This window comes from Pectobacterium polonicum (genome assembly GCF_005497185.1).
Lineage (GTDB): Bacteria > Pseudomonadota > Gammaproteobacteria > Enterobacterales > Enterobacteriaceae > Pectobacterium > Pectobacterium polonicum.
Genome location: NZ_RJTN01000005.1, coordinates 25,055 through 40,478 on the forward strand (window position 1 = coordinate 25,055; position 15,424 = coordinate 40,478).

The 15,424-nt window shown below is 50.9% G+C and carries 10 protein-coding genes; 4 read left to right on the plus strand and 6 right to left on the minus strand.

The window, feature by feature from the left end:
- The first annotated feature begins 80 nt into the window (after nt 1-80).
- On the plus strand, nt 81-1,022 hold the full coding sequence (locus EDI29_RS07750; RefSeq protein WP_137740440.1) for a LysR family transcriptional regulator: 942 nt from the start codon (nt 81-83) through the stop codon (nt 1,020-1,022).
- On the opposite strand, the gene EDI29_RS07755 is transcribed toward EDI29_RS07750, so the two are convergent.
- The 6 genes from EDI29_RS07755 to lrp form a co-directional block, all read right to left on the minus strand.
- Nucleotides 1,008-2,162: an MFS transporter gene (locus tag EDI29_RS07755; protein WP_137740573.1), complete on the minus strand. Its 1,155-nt coding sequence runs from the start codon at nt 2,160-2,162 to the stop codon at nt 1,008-1,010. The genes EDI29_RS07750 and EDI29_RS07755 overlap by 15 nt on opposite strands.
- A 315-nt stretch (nt 2,163-2,477) precedes the next feature.
- On the minus strand, nt 2,478-3,773 hold the full coding sequence (serS, locus tag EDI29_RS07760) for a serine--tRNA ligase (RefSeq protein WP_137740441.1): 1,296 nt from the start codon (nt 3,771-3,773) through the stop codon (nt 2,478-2,480).
- A 104-nt stretch (nt 3,774-3,877) separates the two neighbouring features.
- Nucleotides 3,878-5,221, minus strand: coding sequence for a replication-associated recombination protein A (locus EDI29_RS07765; protein ID WP_137740442.1), 1,344 nt, complete (start codon nt 5,219-5,221; stop codon nt 3,878-3,880).
- Between the two features lie 7 nt (nt 5,222-5,228).
- Nucleotides 5,229-5,840, minus strand: coding sequence for an outer membrane lipoprotein periplasmic chaperone LolA (gene lolA / locus EDI29_RS07770; protein ID WP_137740443.1), 612 nt, complete (start codon nt 5,838-5,840; stop codon nt 5,229-5,231).
- 248 nt (nt 5,841-6,088) lie between these two features.
- Entirely contained in the window at nt 6,089-9,499 is a 3,411-nt protein-coding gene (locus EDI29_RS07775) for a DNA translocase FtsK 4TM domain-containing protein (protein ID WP_137740444.1), read from the minus strand.
- A gap of 114 nt (nt 9,500-9,613) precedes the next feature.
- Entirely contained in the window at nt 9,614-10,108 is a 495-nt protein-coding gene (lrp, locus tag EDI29_RS07780; protein WP_005967536.1) for a leucine-responsive transcriptional regulator Lrp, read from the minus strand.
- Nucleotides 10,109-10,690: 582 nt separating this feature from the next.
- Here lrp and trxB point away from each other — a divergent pair.
- The 3 genes from trxB (at nt 10,691) to cydC (ending at nt 15,395) form a co-directional block, all read left to right on the plus strand.
- On the plus strand, nt 10,691-11,653 hold the full coding sequence (gene trxB, locus EDI29_RS07785) for a thioredoxin-disulfide reductase (protein WP_137740445.1): 963 nt from the start codon (nt 10,691-10,693) through the stop codon (nt 11,651-11,653).
- 236 nt (nt 11,654-11,889) lie between these two features.
- Entirely contained in the window at nt 11,890-13,656 is a 1,767-nt protein-coding gene (gene cydD, locus EDI29_RS07790; protein WP_137740446.1) for a heme ABC transporter permease/ATP-binding protein CydD, read from the plus strand.
- A 17-nt stretch (nt 13,657-13,673) separates the two neighbouring features.
- On the plus strand, nt 13,674-15,395 hold the full coding sequence (cydC, locus tag EDI29_RS07795) for a heme ABC transporter ATP-binding protein/permease CydC (RefSeq protein ID WP_193555650.1): 1,722 nt from the start codon (nt 13,674-13,676) through the stop codon (nt 15,393-15,395).
- Nucleotides 15,396-15,424: the final 29 nt, after the last annotated feature.

Consider the following 15,424-nt stretch of genomic DNA (forward strand, 5'->3'; position numbering starts at 1 on the left):
ATAAATGGGTTTCATATCGATTAATACAGATATATTTTGATGTTAACATTCAAATATGTAATGTATGCGAAGGAAATGCTATGCGCTTAGATAAACTGGAAATCCGCTGGTTAAAATTGTTTTGTAAAATCGTTGAAAAACAAGGAATTACCAATGCGCAAACCGCAACTGGCCTAAGCCAACCTGTATTAAGCCACTATCTATCTCGCCTTGAGGATACGCTTGGACTTGTGTTGTGCGAACGCGGACGTGGTGGTTTTGCTTTAACAACCGAGGGAGAGGTTGTCTATCAGGAAGCCAAATCTGTCATTTCCACACTCGATGATTTCGCTAACAGATTAGCCCGTATCAAACATCAGCTCATAGGTAAAGTTAAACTAGGTTGCCTGGATAATATTGCCACACACCCCAATAACGTCGTATCTCAGGCGATAACCCAGCTTTATGCTCAAAGCCCAGAAGTCAATGTCGAACTTGATATTATGGAGTACCTTCCGCTCATGGAGCGGCTAAAAAATGGACATCTTGATATTGTTTTAAGCGCCCTGCCCGATGACATTCCCGCAGACATTTTTTATGAACCTGTATTCGTTGAACACAGTTATTTTTATTCACTAGCAGAAAATGCTGAAATTATAGAGCGTGAATGGCTAAATGGTGAATTAAATCCCCGTCGATTACTAATCGGTGGTCATGCTTTCAACGAAATATCGAAACAACTCGGCCCCGTAGCAAAACAAGGTTACCACCAAACAGCCTGGCATCTTGAGGGGAGTCTACTACTTCTGCTAGCGGGAACTCATAGTTGTTTTCTCCCCGATCACTATGCAGCGCCTTGGATTGAAAAAGGAAAACTCGCCGCAATCGCGCCCGATCGTTTAAAGCTAACCAGCATATTTTATCTGGTGCGAAACGCAAAACAGCGCCCTAGCCCAGTAGCCGAAGCGCTATGGAATAACATGGTCGAAGCGGGACAAAGCTCGCTGGCCAGCCTCGATCTCACTAACTCAAGCAGCAGCTAATGGCGTTGGATGATGGTTGGCTTTTCTGAGTAACAGCATCAAGTAGATCATGGCAACAACAGCGATCAAGACAAACAGCAATCGATCGGAGTAGCTCTGCATCAATACCGCTGCAACGCTTGGCCCGAAAAGACTGCCAAGCGTGTAGCTGAGGAGTAACGCTTGATTCATTGCCACGAGTTCATCAGGGCACACTTTTTCACATGCCCATGACATAGCAACGGGGTACAGCGTAAACCCGGCACACCCCAACAGGAGCAGTGACGGAGCCATGGCATAGTGGCTGATACTTAGCATGGCAATACAGCCAACAATCACCACAAAAACCAGCCCCCGAAGAACCAACAATCGGCCATAACGATCCGCCATGCGTCCAATGGGCCATTGGCCGATGATACCTGAGCTGATCAACAGCGCCATCCAGTAGCCAACCTGCGCATCATTCATTCCCTGATGGGAGAGATACAGCGGCATCAAGCCATACAACGAACCTAGAATTGCGCCGGAAATAATACAGCCGTGTACGCCTAAACGCGCACTGCGATATGTCAACATTTTCCACATATTGACAGGTTTTTCGTGCTGTTCTGGTGGAGTCGGGAGATGAGTAAACAGCAATGGTAAGACGGCTAAAATAACTAATGCAGTCATCCACGGCAGCACGCTCAATAATGACGTAGGCAATACACCAAGCAGTAGTTGCCCAATCACACTACCGAGGTAATAAGCGATCATGTAAGCAGCTAGCAGTTGCCCTCTCTGCGTCGATGTTCCACTACACAGCAAAGCACTCTCGACCACAACCCAGATCAATGCACAGCCTATCCCAGCAAGAAAACGCCAGAACAACCAGTTGCCAATATCCGTAGAAATACCAAGCCCCACAATCGCGACGCCAAATAATAAAGCTGCGAGATAATAGCTGCGGTTAAACCCATAAAGTTTGATTAATTTACCGGCTAATAGCGTTCCAACCAGATTGCCACCGAAATAGGATGAACCAACCAGTCCCACCTGCCAGACAGGCAAAGCCTGATAACTTAACCAAAGTGGAACCAAAGTATTTAATACCGCAATACAAACTGTCAGCAGCAGAAGTCCGCAGAGCAATAACAGCACTGGGCGGGAATAAGCAGACATAGCGAAGTGGATAACCAAACAACCGGAGAAGAGTGAGCGCATCATGACACTGCGTATATAAAAGTCAATCCGGGCAAAAAGTGCAAAAACTTCTTTCTTCAATCATGGATTGAAAGAATTAATCAATACTCATAGAAAGGGCCAGAGACGTGAAAGCAGAAGGCGACTACTCATCTGATTTTAAAACACTTTCAGCTTAAAAATTAAGTAAAAAAAACGATATGAGATAAATAAATTATTTTTACGATAAAAAAATATTACCGAACATGGGACGTAAAAAAAGCGCCCTGAGGCGCTTTATTCAGATAGCAGAGGTTAGCCAATAAATTCCAGCCCGCCCATATACGGACGCAGCACTTCAGGAATTTCAATACGGCCATCGGCCTGCTGGTAGTTTTCCAGAACAGCCACCAGTGTACGGCCAACTGCCAGACCCGAACCGTTTAACGTGTGAACCAAACGGGTCTTCTTATCGGACTTACTGCGGCAACGAGCCTGCATACGACGCGCCTGGAAATCCCACATGTTGGAGCAAGAAGAGATTTCACGGTACGTATCTTGCGCTGGCAGCCAAACTTCCAAATCGTAAGTTTTGGTGGAACCAAAGCCCATATCCCCAGTACACAGTAATACTTTACGGTAAGGCAATTTCAGCAGTTGCAACACCGTTTCAGCATGGGTCGTCAATTCTTCCAACGCCTGCATAGAATCTTCAGGGCGGACGATTTGTACCAGCTCAACTTTGTCAAACTGGTGCATACGAATCAACCCACGCGTATCACGGCCATACGAACCCGCTTCAGAACGGAAACACGGCGTGTGTGCGGTCATTTTCAATGGCAAGGATTCTTCATCGAGAATCTCGTCACGCACCAGGTTAGTCAGCGGAACTTCAGCCGTCGGGATCAGCGCATATTGGCTGCTTTCTGCTTCTTCGCTTAAAGGATTGGTGTGGAACAGATCTTCGCCAAATTTAGGCAACTGACCCGTACCGTATAACGTGGCATGGTTTACCAGGTAAGGCACATACGCTTCCTGATAACCGTGCTGCTGCGTATGTAAATCCAGCATGAACTGGGAAAGTGCACGATGCAGACGAGCGATCTGTCCTTTCATCACAACAAACCGCGCACCGGTTAATTTCACCGCGGCGGCAAAATCCAGTCCGGCAGCCATCTCGCCGAGTTCGACATGATCGCGCACGGGGAAATCATATTTACGTGGCTCACCCCAGCGGGTCACTTCCTGGTTCTGCGAGTCATCCTTACCAAGCGGTACTGCGTCGTCTGGCAGGTTCGGGATCGTTAACGCCAGATCGCGAATTTCATTCTGCAACTGATCCAGCTCTGCCTTCGCAGCATCCAGTTTTTCGCCGAGTGTGTTAACTTCACGACGCAAAGGCTCGATATCTTCACCGCGTGCTTTCGCTGCACCGATCTCTTTCGATCGGGAGTTACGCACTGCCTGCAGGTTTTCGGTTTCTACCTGCAATACTTTACGACGTTCTTCCTGCTTACGCAGGGTCTCAACATCCAGCTTAAAGCCTCTGCGAGCCAGTAACTTTTCGGCGACTGCGTCTAGCTCATTGCGCAGTAAATTGGGATCGAGCATGCTAATCCTGTGCTTATGATTATCAAATGAAATGATGGCGAACACGGCGCGCTAGGCGCGCCAGCTTCAGAAAATATCTCGATAACCTTACCGCAACGCTTAGTTCAACGGTAGCGTTTTGTCGGGCTATTTTGATCCTGAGTCGCAAGCCAGGCGAGCTTTTCACCAATTTTGCCCTCAAGGCCGCGCGAGGTAGGCACATAATAGTGCGTATTCGCCATTTCAGGCGGAAAGTAGCTCTCACCCGCCGCATAGGCATTAGGTTCATTGTGTGCGTATCGATACTCTGCCCCTAAACCCATTTCTTTCATCAGCCGAGTCGGTGCATTGCGCAAATGTTCGGGGACATCATAGTCTGGTTTCTCGCGAGCATCCTGCATCGCCGCTTTGAAAGCACTGTATACCGCGTTACTTTTAGGGGCACAAGCCAGATAAACAATAGCCTGTGCAATCGCACGCTCCCCCTCTGCCGGGCCAACGCGGGTGAAACAATCCCAGGCAGAGATCGCCACCTGCATCGCTCGCGGATCGGCGTTGCCGACATCTTCAGAGGCAATCGCCAACAGCCGCCGCGCAACATACAGCGGATCGCCACCAGCGGTGATGATTCGGGCATACCAATAAAGTGCCGCATCCGGCGCAGAGCCTCTCACCGATTTATGCAAAGCCGAAATCAGGTCGTAATAGCGATCGCCCTTGTTATCAAAACGGGCACTGCGTTCGCCTGCGATTTCATTGAGGAGAGCTGGCGTCAGGACACGCATACCTTGCGCATCAATCTCTGCCATGTCCGCCATCATTTCCAGACTATTCAGCGCACGTCTGGCATCGCCATTAACCAACTCTGCCAGCATTCGACCCGTTTCAGCAGGCAGCACAATATTCTGTTCACCATATCCGCGCTCGCGGTCACTCATCGCCTGTAATAACACCTGTTCGATATCTTCTGCCGTCAATGCTTTTAGCAAATAGACACGGGCGCGCGATAACAATGCAGAATTGAGTTCAAAAGAAGGGTTTTCCGTTGTCGCGCCAATGAAGGTGATGGTTCCATCTTCGATATGTGGCAGAAACGCATCCTGCTGGCTTTTGTTGAAACGATGAACTTCATCGACAAACAGGATGGTGCGGCGACCCGCATTACGGTTTTGCCGAGCGTGTTCAATCGCTTCACGAATTTCTTTGATGCCAGACGTTACGGCAGAAATACGCTCGACATCAGCCTGCCCGTAATGCCCAATTAATTCTGCCAGCGTCGTTTTTCCCGTTCCTGGCGGCCCCCAAAGAATCATCGAGTGCAACTGCCCTGCCTCAATGGCTCGTGGCAGTGGTTTACCAACACCTAACAGGTGCTGTTGACCGATATACTGCGCCAATGTTGCTGGCCGCATACGCGCGGCCAGCGGTTGGAATTCATTATGGGAAAAATCAAGTGACAGGTTGCTCACGCTGGCCTCACTGACGCTGATCGTCCAGCGTGACGCCTTTCGGTGGCGTAAACGTAAACCGCGCGGCATTAACAGCGCCGTTTTGCTGATTTTTCAGCACATAGGTACTGCGCTGCCCATCTTGTTCCGTCGCGGTAAATTGCTTGATCGTACCGTTTGTCGTCACATTAATCGCGAACTGCTTTAGATTGCCGCTCGCTGACTTCGGCGTAAGTTCGAAATCATCGCCTTTCTGAAGTACATCGTATTTATCCCAGTCACTGGTATCGTTACGCGTAATCAGGATGAACGGCGTGTTGCCTGTTGCATCTTTCAGCCAGGTCGCCGTGACCTGCTCAACAAACGGATTGTAAAACCAGAGTGTTTTTCCGTCAGAAATCAATGCACTTTCATCGGGTGATGTTGTTTTCCAGTTAAATAAGTTAGGGCGTTTTAACCACAGTTCACCCTCTCCTTCCTGTACCGCTGCGCCATCCGCGCTGGTGACGGTCTGGCTGAAGTTTGCGTGGAAACTGTTTACTTTATTGAGGCGCCCCTGCAAATCTTTTGCTGCGTCCGCATAGACAGCGGTTGACGTCATTCCCGTAATCAGGCAACTGATAGCTAACCACTTTTTCATACGCATAATCCTTTGAATTTCCTGATATAACAGGCCTTGTCTATCAAGGCCAAACGCTTAACGTTGCGTCGATGTTCTTTGTAGATCACGGTTACTTGTGAAGCACTGTGATTTATGAATCTATGTTATCTGAACCCACTCGGACAGTGATAGGTGAATTATCTGCTTATTAGCGCTTTTACGCTTCTTTGCATAAGGGCTGCGCACGCAGCCCTTATGATGGAGTGATGTCAACGGATACCGCGCTGTTATTCCATTGATGGAGGTGCCAGTACCTCACGGTTACCATTGTGTCCAGGAGAACTGACGATGCCCTGCGCTTCCATTTGCTCAACAATTCGCGCAGCGCGGTTATAGCCAATTCGGAACTGACGCTGTACGCCGGAAATGGATGCGCGGCGCTTATCGACCACAAACTCTACCGCCTGATCGAACAGTGGATCGAGTTCTTCATCGCCATCAAGGCCGAGGCTTCCACCTTCCCCATCATCGCCACCGCTGACAATATTATCGATATATTGAGGGCGTCCCCGCGCTTTCCAGTCTTGAACCACGGCATGCACTTCCTCATCGCGTACAAAAGCGCCATGCACACGGACGGGAATCGAAGAGTTAGGGGCCATATACAGCATATCCCCCATTCCCAAGAGCGATTCCGCGCCCCCTTGATCAAGGATAGTCCGTGAATCGATCTTGCTGGAAACGGTAAACGCGATACGCGTCGGAATGTTCGCTTTGATAAGCCCGGTGATCACATCGACTGAAGGACGTTGCGTCGCCAGTACCAGATGAATACCCGCAGCTCGCGCTTTTTGCGCCAGTCGAGCAATCAGTTCTTCAACCTTCTTACCTACCGCCATCATCAGGTCGGCAAACTCATCGACCATGACGACAATATATGGCAGTTTTTCCAGCACTGGCGGTGTCATATCCATACTGTCGCCCGGTTTCCAGAACGGATCGGGAATCGGACGTCCCATCGCATTTGCCGTCATGACCCGCTCGTTGTATCCCGCCAAATTACGCACGCCAAGCGCAGACATCAGCTTGTAGCGGCGCTCCATTTCGCCAACACACCAGCGTAACGCATTTGCTGCATCCTTCATGTCGGTTACGACTTCCGTCAGCAAATGTGGAATGCCTTCGTACACCGAGAGCTCAAGCATTTTGGGGTCGATCATGATGAAGCGCACGTCTTCCGGCGTGGCTTTATACAACATGCTGATGATCATGGCATTGACGCCGACCGACTTACCCGACCCTGTGGTACCGGCAACCAGCAGGTGCGGCATTTTCGCCAGGTCAGCAACCACGGGTTCACCCGCGATATCTTTCCCCAAGACGATCGACAACGGCGAAGGATTATCCCGGAACGCGTCGCAGTCCAGCACTTCTCGCAGATAAACGGTCTGGCGATGCGCATTCGGCAATTCCAGCCCGACATACGGCCTACCAGGAATCACTTCAACAATACGCACCGCGACAACCGATAATGAACGTGCCAAATCGCGTGATAGATTCGAAATGCGCGCGGCTTTAACACCCGGAGCCAAGTCTAGTTCAAAGCGCGTGATCACTGGGCCAGGAGAGTGGTCAACGACATCCGCTTTTACCCGGAAATCAGCCAGCCGCGCTTCAATCAATCGTGCGGTTTGTTCCAACGCGAAATTATCAACAGGTGCTTCACTTGCGGGCGGAGGGGTCAACAAATCCAACGTTGGCAGTGGCGTAGTCGGCTTCTGCAACGGTTGCTCGTTACGCATCAGGAACGGATGAATCAGGCCATCCATTGCCGGATGATGCGCTGGCACTGCCGCATTTTCCTGTTTTACAACGTCAACAGGCGCTGAAGTCGGTTGCACAGGCTGGCCAAACATCAGCGGAGCGTGCTCATCGTCGTCGTCCTCATCTTCACCAGCATGCATCGGCGGAAGCGCTGGTTCCGGGCGATAAGACGGCGGTGAATACGGGGATTCGCTAAAAACATTCGGTTCAGATTGTTCAGATTCACGCTCATTATCTACGCTAAACGGCGAGAACGAAAAGGCGTTATGCGGTGCTACAGGTGTTGGACGAACCGACTCACTGACCACAGACGATACAGGCGTTATCTCATCAGGCTGTGACGAGCTGGCGTCATAACGAGCCTGCTGCTGTGCAGCGAAATCGCTGGCTAGCTGCGCTTGCAAGAGTGCGTCTTCATCGTCTTCCCGTAACGGATACTCGTCACCATAACGCTGACGCTGCTGCTCCAAATACGCTTGTTGCAACGCAGTTTCTTGCTGGGCGATATCAGTCGGAGTCTCTTCCTGATACACATCGTTCGTCAATTCCGTCTCCGCGCTATTGCTCTGAGACTGTAACCTTGCTTGTTCTTCAGCCAGCCGTTGCGACGGTAGCTTTATTCCATACGACGCCAGCTCGCGGCGAGTAGGAATCCGTACCGGATTAGGGCGCGGCAGCTCCGGTCCTACACCGCGTTTAATCTGCGGGTTATCATCCGCTTCAGCACTAAACGCCGGCATAAAGGTGTTATTCGCGTTGAAATCGGTATCGCGTGCAGATTGTGCTGACTCAGCAAACGGTTGAATCACCGCTGGCGTTACGATCGGCGCTACAACATGATTCTCGTAAGCATTCCCGTAAGGAATAGACGCACTGCCATGGGGGTCTGGCGTCGTTATAGGCGGTTCAGGAACCTCAAACGAATACAGCGTCGGCGTCGAGTCGATCTCAGAGGGGGTAATTGGCGGCACAGTGCCAGACAACGGTGCGTCAGACAATGCTGCCGTGGGCCTTTCTGCTGAGTGTATCGGTTGTGTAGCCGTTGGCTCGTTTTCCGTTGACGGCGATACCTCTTCTATCGTGCTATCTGCCATCGTATCGTGTACAGCATTAGCAACAGAAGATGCAGAAAACAGGACGTCATCGTCATCACGCAGTTGTGTTGTCGCCTCATCTGATGCGTCATCGTGATGCAGGGTAAGCACATCCTTCTCATCCTCTTCACGATCGTTTTCTTCACGATATTCTTCATCGCGACGTGAACGGTTTGACATGAACGTCAGACAGCCCAACACACCAGCGCCAATTTTTTCGGCAATGGTTAGCCATGACCAGCCAGTAAACAGCGTTAGCCCAGCCCCCCATACGCACAACAGAACCAGCGTCGCGCCCATGCTGTTAAAACGCGGGATCATTGAACTGCTCAACAGGCTTCCCAATACGCCACCAGAAGCAAAATAGTAGAGATCGTCAATGTTCAGCGCAGCCAGACCACAAGAAGTCAGGATTAGCGCCAACGTTCCAATCAGGCGAAGTGAAAAAGTAAAATACTCAATGGATTGATGGTTATCACGCTGACGGAAAGCCGCCCAGCACAGAGATAGCATGATCGGCGGAATAGCATAGGCCAGAACGCCAAAAATAAAGAACAACGTATCGGCCAACCAGGCACCCGCCACACCACCAAGGTTATGGATAGGTTCATGCCACGCAGTTTGCGACCAACTGGGATCGGAGGGGCTGAAACTGAGCAATGCGACACTGAGATAAACCGCAAAAAGTGCCACAACGATTAAAATCGCTTCAAGCAAACGACGTGTTCCGCTGAGTTTTTTCAGGGTAACGTCTTTATCTTCTGTATATTCCTGGCTCAAGAGTCTCTCCAGGGGCCTGTAAGGTTTATGACAAAGCGCCGAGAAAACCCGGCGCTGGAACTGTATAAATTCACAGGAGTGTAGCTGAATTTATCGGGTTTTGCACCCACGCGTTTATCGAGTCTTAATGACCAGACGGTTACTTTGCTTCACTTCTTCCATCACCACGTAAGTACGGGTGTCGTTTACACCCGGCAGACGCAGCAGCGTTTCGCCCAGGAGTTTACGGTAAGCGGACATGTCCGGTACGCGCGTTTTCAACAGGTAGTCAAAATCGCCGGAAACCAGATGGCATTCCTGAATCTCTTCCAACTTCTGCACCGCAGAATTAAACTGTTCAAACACATCAGGCGCACCACGGTTTAGCGTTATTTCAACAAAAACCAGCAGTGACGCATCCAGATAATGCGGGTTTAGCAGCGCTGTGTAGCCATTAATGAAACCCTGTCTTTCCAGACGACGCACACGCTCCAGACACGGCGTCGGCGACAGCCCAACACGTTTGGAAAGCTCGACATTGGAAATACGCCCATCTTTTTGCAATTCGTTCAGGATGTTACGATCAATACGATCGAGATCTTTTCCTGGTCGCTTTTTAGTGTCTACCATTATTATTGTCTCTCTTCACTTTTCCCTGCACCCGCTTTACCCCGATAGACCTCATGTATCAGAGTTACCCTTAAAGAAGACACGCTGCTTATTTTGTATATCAACAGTCATTAACTTCTCGTTCTCGCCCCACGTATTACTTGCCAACGAAGAGGCCATCACGTCATATCCGTGGCCCAAAGGCCTGCCTGCGCAAAAACGAATAAAAAGCCGAGCTTTTAACTGTTCACATACAAAAAATTTCCTCTTACCCAGATGTTTTCGCAAATGCACAGCCGATTGTCAAAGTAAAACAACGAAAATCAGAAGAAACTGCCAGATTCTATAAGCCAGAGCCATCTGCCAAGGTGGGTTCAATCATTTTACTTATGAATGTGGCTGATTTTTCAGCAATTTATTATCTACATCGTCATTACCGATTAAACAAATAGCCAGCAACTTTTCTGCATACTTTTTTTACTCTTGTAATTTCCTTACAATCGTTCTCATTGTTCGTGGTAGATATGTTCGTCGTTAAAGAAACGAGTTGGTCGTAAAGGCTGGTTATATGAACATCATTCGCCGTCATGAAATGAGGAAAGCATGGGTACCGTTAAACATCACAAGTTATTGATTTTGGGCTCAGGCCCAGCTGGTTACACTGCCGCAGTGTATGCTGCACGCGCGAATTTACAGCCAGTATTAATTACGGGTATGGAAAAAGGCGGTCAGTTGACGACCACGACCGAAGTTGAAAATTGGCCAGGCGACGCCGACGATTTAACCGGCCCGCTGTTGATGGAGCGTATGCACGCACATGCGACCAAGTTCAATACCGACGTGATTTTTGATCATATTGAACGTGTTGATTTGCAGAACCGTCCATTCCGTTTATTCGGCGATAGCGACGAATACACCTGTGATGCGCTGATCATCGCTACGGGTGCATCGGCTCGCTACCTTGGCCTGCCGTCTGAAGAGGCGTTTAAAGGCAAAGGTGTTTCCGCCTGTGCAACCTGTGATGGGTTCTTCTATCGGAATCAGAAAGTTGCCGTCGTTGGCGGCGGGAATACCGCAGTAGAAGAAGCACTGTATTTGTCTAACATCGCTGCGGAAGTGCATTTGATTCACCGTCGCGAAACGTTCCGTTCAGAGAAGATTCTGATCGACCGTCTGATGGACAAAGTTAAAAACGGCAACATCATCCTGCATACCAACCGTACGCTGGACGAAGTGCTGGGTGATGATATGGGCGTAACTGGTGTACGTATTCGCGATACACAGAGCGATGCAGCAGAAGAGATCGAGCTGGCTGGCGTGTTTATCGCTATCGGTCACAGCCCGAACACCGCCGTGTTTGGCGACCAACTGGCACTGGAAAACGGTTATATCAAAGTGCAATCCGGTATTCATGGCAACGCGACACAAACCAGCATTCCTGGCGTCTTTGCCGCAGGTGACGTGATGGATCACATTTACCGCCAAGCCATTACCTCTGCCGGTACAGGCTGTATGGCTGCGTTGGATGCTGAACGTTACCTGGATGGACTAACTATCAGCAAGTAGTACGATGCAGGAACGGAGCGGCAACAGCCGTTCCGTTTTCTTCCTTCCGATTTGCCTGCCGTAACACAAAAATTGATCGTCTCACCGATTTCCCCTCTCCTTTTCGTTTTCAGCGCGTCCCTGTCGCGGTAACATGACGACATTCTGCATGATAGAAGATAATTTTGTTACCTAACAGTTACATAAGCGTTATTTTCTGTTAAGTCCATTTCTGCAACATAACGAACTGGTGCCCGATGAAAAAAACCAGACAGCAAGAACTGACCGCCTGGCTGAAACAGCAAAGTAAGCTGGCGCAACGTTGGTTACGGCTTTCACTGCTGCTCGGATTCCTGAGCGGCGCGCTAATCGTGGCACAAGCCTGGCTCTTAGCCACTCTGCTTCACGCCTTGATCATCGATCATGCCCCCCGAGAATCCCTGTTATCGCCCTTCCTTCTGCTGATCGCCACCTTTATTCTGCGTGCGCTTAACAGCCTGTTACGCGAGCGTGTCGGTTTTCTTTGCGGACAAGCGGTTCGACAGCATATTCGGAAGCTGGTACTGGATCGATTGCAGCAGCTCGGTCCTGCTTGGGTCCAGGGTAAACCCGCGGGTAGCTGGGCAACGATGATTCTTGAGCAGGTGGATGATATGCAGGACTATTACTCCCGCTATCTGCCGCAAATGTATCTTGCCGCGCTGATCCCGCTGCTTATCCTGATAACCCTCTTTCCGATCAACTGGGCCGCAGGGCTGATTCTGTTTCTTACCGCACCGCTCATCCCTTTGTTTATGGCACTGGTCGGTATGGGTGCAGCGGATGCCAACCGGCGTAACTTTCTGGCGTTGGCTCGCCTAAGCGGACACTTTCTCGATCGCCTGCGCGGAATGGAAACGCTACGCCTGTTTCATCGCGGTCAGGCTGAAACCGAACAAATCCGCCATGCCTCCGAAGATTTCCGTAGCCGCACCATGGAAGTGCTGCGCATGGCATTTCTCTCCTCGGGCGTGCTGGAATTTTTCGCCTCCATTTCTATCGCGGTTGTCGCCGTCTATTTCGGTTTCTCTTATCTCGGAGAACTCGATTTTGGTCATTATGGAATGGGCGTGACGCTCTTCGCCGGTTTCCTCGTTCTAATTTTGGCACCGGAGTTCTTTCAACCTTTACGCGATCTAGGCACCTTCTACCATGCCAAAGCTCAAGCTATCGGCGCAGCGGAATCCCTGGTGACCTTTTTAGCAGAGGAAGGCGAATCAGTAGGCTTTGGCACACATGAATTCAGCAGCGATACCGCCATTGCTATCCGCGCGGAAGACCTGGTTGTCCTCGCCCCCAATGGCACGCCGTTAACCCAACCGTTAACATTCGATATCCGCGCAGGCGAACGTATCGCGTTGGTCGGTATCAGCGGAGCAGGAAAAAGTTCACTGCTTAATGCTCTGTTAGGGTTCCTGCCCTATCGCGGTTCATTAACCGTGAATGGCAAAGCACTCAACTCACTTACGTCTGAGTCGTGGCGTAAACAGTTGAGCTGGGTCGGGCAAAATCCCCATTTACCAGAATCAACACTACGCAACAACATTCTGCTAGGTAACCCGCAGGCCAGTCTTGTGGAATTACAGTTGGCGATTGAGCGGGCCTATGTGCAGGAATTTCTACTGCAACTCCCACAGGGTCTGGAAACAACGCTCGGTGATGGCGCAGCCCGCTTGTCCGTCGGGCAGGCGCAACGCGTCGCCGTTGCCCGTGCGCTTATCCACCCTTGCAACTTATTGCTGCTAGATGAACCATCAGCCAGCCTCGACGCCCACAGCGAGGAGTTGGTTATGAGTGCGCTGAACGCGGCAGCACGTTCCCAGACCACGCTACTGGTCACGCACCAGCTCAACGATATCACCGACTATGATGCCATTTGGGTGATGGAAGAGGGTCGACTGGTTCAGCAGGGGGATTATCAAACACTTTGCGCCGAAACGGGCCCCTTCTCGGCCTTGCTGGCGCAACGACAGGGGGCGCTGTAATGACTCAGATAAAAACGATGCGAGTATTAAAACCATTTCTGGCACTTTATCGTCAACACATTTGGCGCTTAAGCCTGGGCGTGGTGCTGGCAATCGCCACATTGCTGGCCAGCATCGGCTTGCTCGCCCTATCCGGCTGGTTTCTCGCTGGAGCCGCGCTGGCAGGGATTGTCGGGCTACTTACCTTTAACTATATGCTACCTGCCGCAGGCGTGCGGGGCGCCGCTATCGCGCGTACCGCTGGACGTTATGGCGAAAGAGTCGTCAGCCACGATGCAACCTTTCGTGTTCTGCTGCGTCTGCGCGTTTTCACCTTTTCTCGCATTCTGCCGCTCTCTCCCGGCGGACTGGCACAGTTTCGTCAGGCTGAGCTGCTAAACCGACTCGTGGCGGACGTTGATACACTTGACCACCTCTACCTCCGTGTTATTTCACCTATTGTCAGCGCCTTTGCCGTCATTCTCATCGTCTGTTACGGTCTGAGCTTCCTTGATGCCGCATTGGCTCTGACGCTTGGGAGTATCATGCTGGTGCTCTTACTCTGTCTGCCTATTCTGTTTTACCGCGCAGGTAACGGCATCGGGCAGGATTTGACCGCGCTGCGTGCACAATACCGTCTTCATTTAACCACCTGGCTGCAAGGTCAGGCGGAGTTAACCGTTTTTGGCGCACTCGAGCGCGTCCGTCAACAGCTGGCACTGGTGGAAATTAACTGGCTACGCCGCCAGCGCCAGCAGGCCAATCTTACCGGACTGTCTCAGGCGGTGATGATTTTATGCAGTGGGCTGACCGTTACGCTGATTCTGTGGCTCGCGGCCGATGGCGTTGGCGGTAATCCACAGCCCGGTGCGTTGATCGCCCTGTTCGTGTTCGCGTCACTTGCCGCCTTCGAAGCGCTGGCCCCGGTCACGGTAGCCTTCCAGCATATGGGACAAGTGATTGCCTCCGCTGCTCGGGTCGATCAAATCATTCGCCAGCCCGTTGACGTTACGTTCCCTGAACATGGACCAGAGACATCGAGCACGGCCTCACTCGAACTCTCACATGTCGGCTTCACTTATCCCGGCCAACCACAGCCCGTGCTGCGGAATATCACGCTCTCGATTCAACCAGGCGAACACCTGGCATTGCTTGGGCGAACCGGATGTGGAAAATCGACGCTATTACAATTGCTGACTCGGGCATGGAATTGTGAATATGGGGACGTTACGCTCAATGGGCACCCGCTTGCCAATTGGCGGGAAGACGATCTCCGCGCCATGATGAGTGTCGTACCACAGCGCGTACATATTTTCAGCGCAACGCTACGTGATAACCTGTTACTGGCAGCACCAACTGCGCGGGACGAAAAACTAGCAGAGGTATTACAACAAGTCGGGTTAGAAAAACTGCTGGAAAACGAGGGGCTGAATGCCTGGCTGGGAGAAGGTGGTCGACAACTGTCCGGTGGCGAACAGCGTCGTATTGCTTTAGCTCGTGCATTACTGCACGATGCACCGTTAGTCCTGCTGGATGAACCCACCGAGGGGCTGGATGCAGAAACCGAAAGGCGTATTCTGCAATTGCTCCGCCAGCACTGTGCCAATAAGACACTGATCGTTATCACCCACCGGTTATACGGTTTAGAATCAATGGATCGCATCTGTATTCTGGACGATGGTAACGTAATCGAACAGGGCAGCCATCAGACTTTGATGGCACAACAAGGTCGTTATTGGCAATTCCGCCAACACGTTTAAGGCAAACGTCGTTGCAATACAACGTTTGA

Excerpts from the sequence above, each read along its gene's own strand:
- lolA (WP_137740443.1), bottom strand. The coding sequence starts at position 5,840 with ATGAAAAAGTGGTTAGCTATCAGTTGCCTGATTACGGGAATGACGTCA.
- cydC (WP_193555650.1), top strand. The coding sequence starts at position 13,674 with ATGCGAGTATTAAAACCATTTCTGGCACTTTATCGTCAACACATTTGG.
- serS (WP_137740441.1), bottom strand. The coding sequence starts at position 3,773 with ATGCTCGATCCCAATTTACTGCGCAATGAGCTAGACGCAGTCGCCGAA.
- EDI29_RS07750 (WP_137740440.1), top strand. The coding sequence starts at position 81 with ATGCGCTTAGATAAACTGGAAATCCGCTGGTTAAAATTGTTTTGTAAA.
- EDI29_RS07755 (WP_137740573.1), bottom strand. The coding sequence starts at position 2,162 with ATGTCTGCTTATTCCCGCCCAGTGCTGTTATTGCTCTGCGGACTTCTG.
- trxB (WP_137740445.1), top strand. The coding sequence starts at position 10,691 with ATGGGTACCGTTAAACATCACAAGTTATTGATTTTGGGCTCAGGCCCA.
- lrp (WP_005967536.1), bottom strand. The coding sequence starts at position 10,108 with ATGGTAGACACTAAAAAGCGACCAGGAAAAGATCTCGATCGTATTGAT.
- cydD (WP_137740446.1), top strand. The coding sequence starts at position 11,890 with ATGAAAAAAACCAGACAGCAAGAACTGACCGCCTGGCTGAAACAGCAA.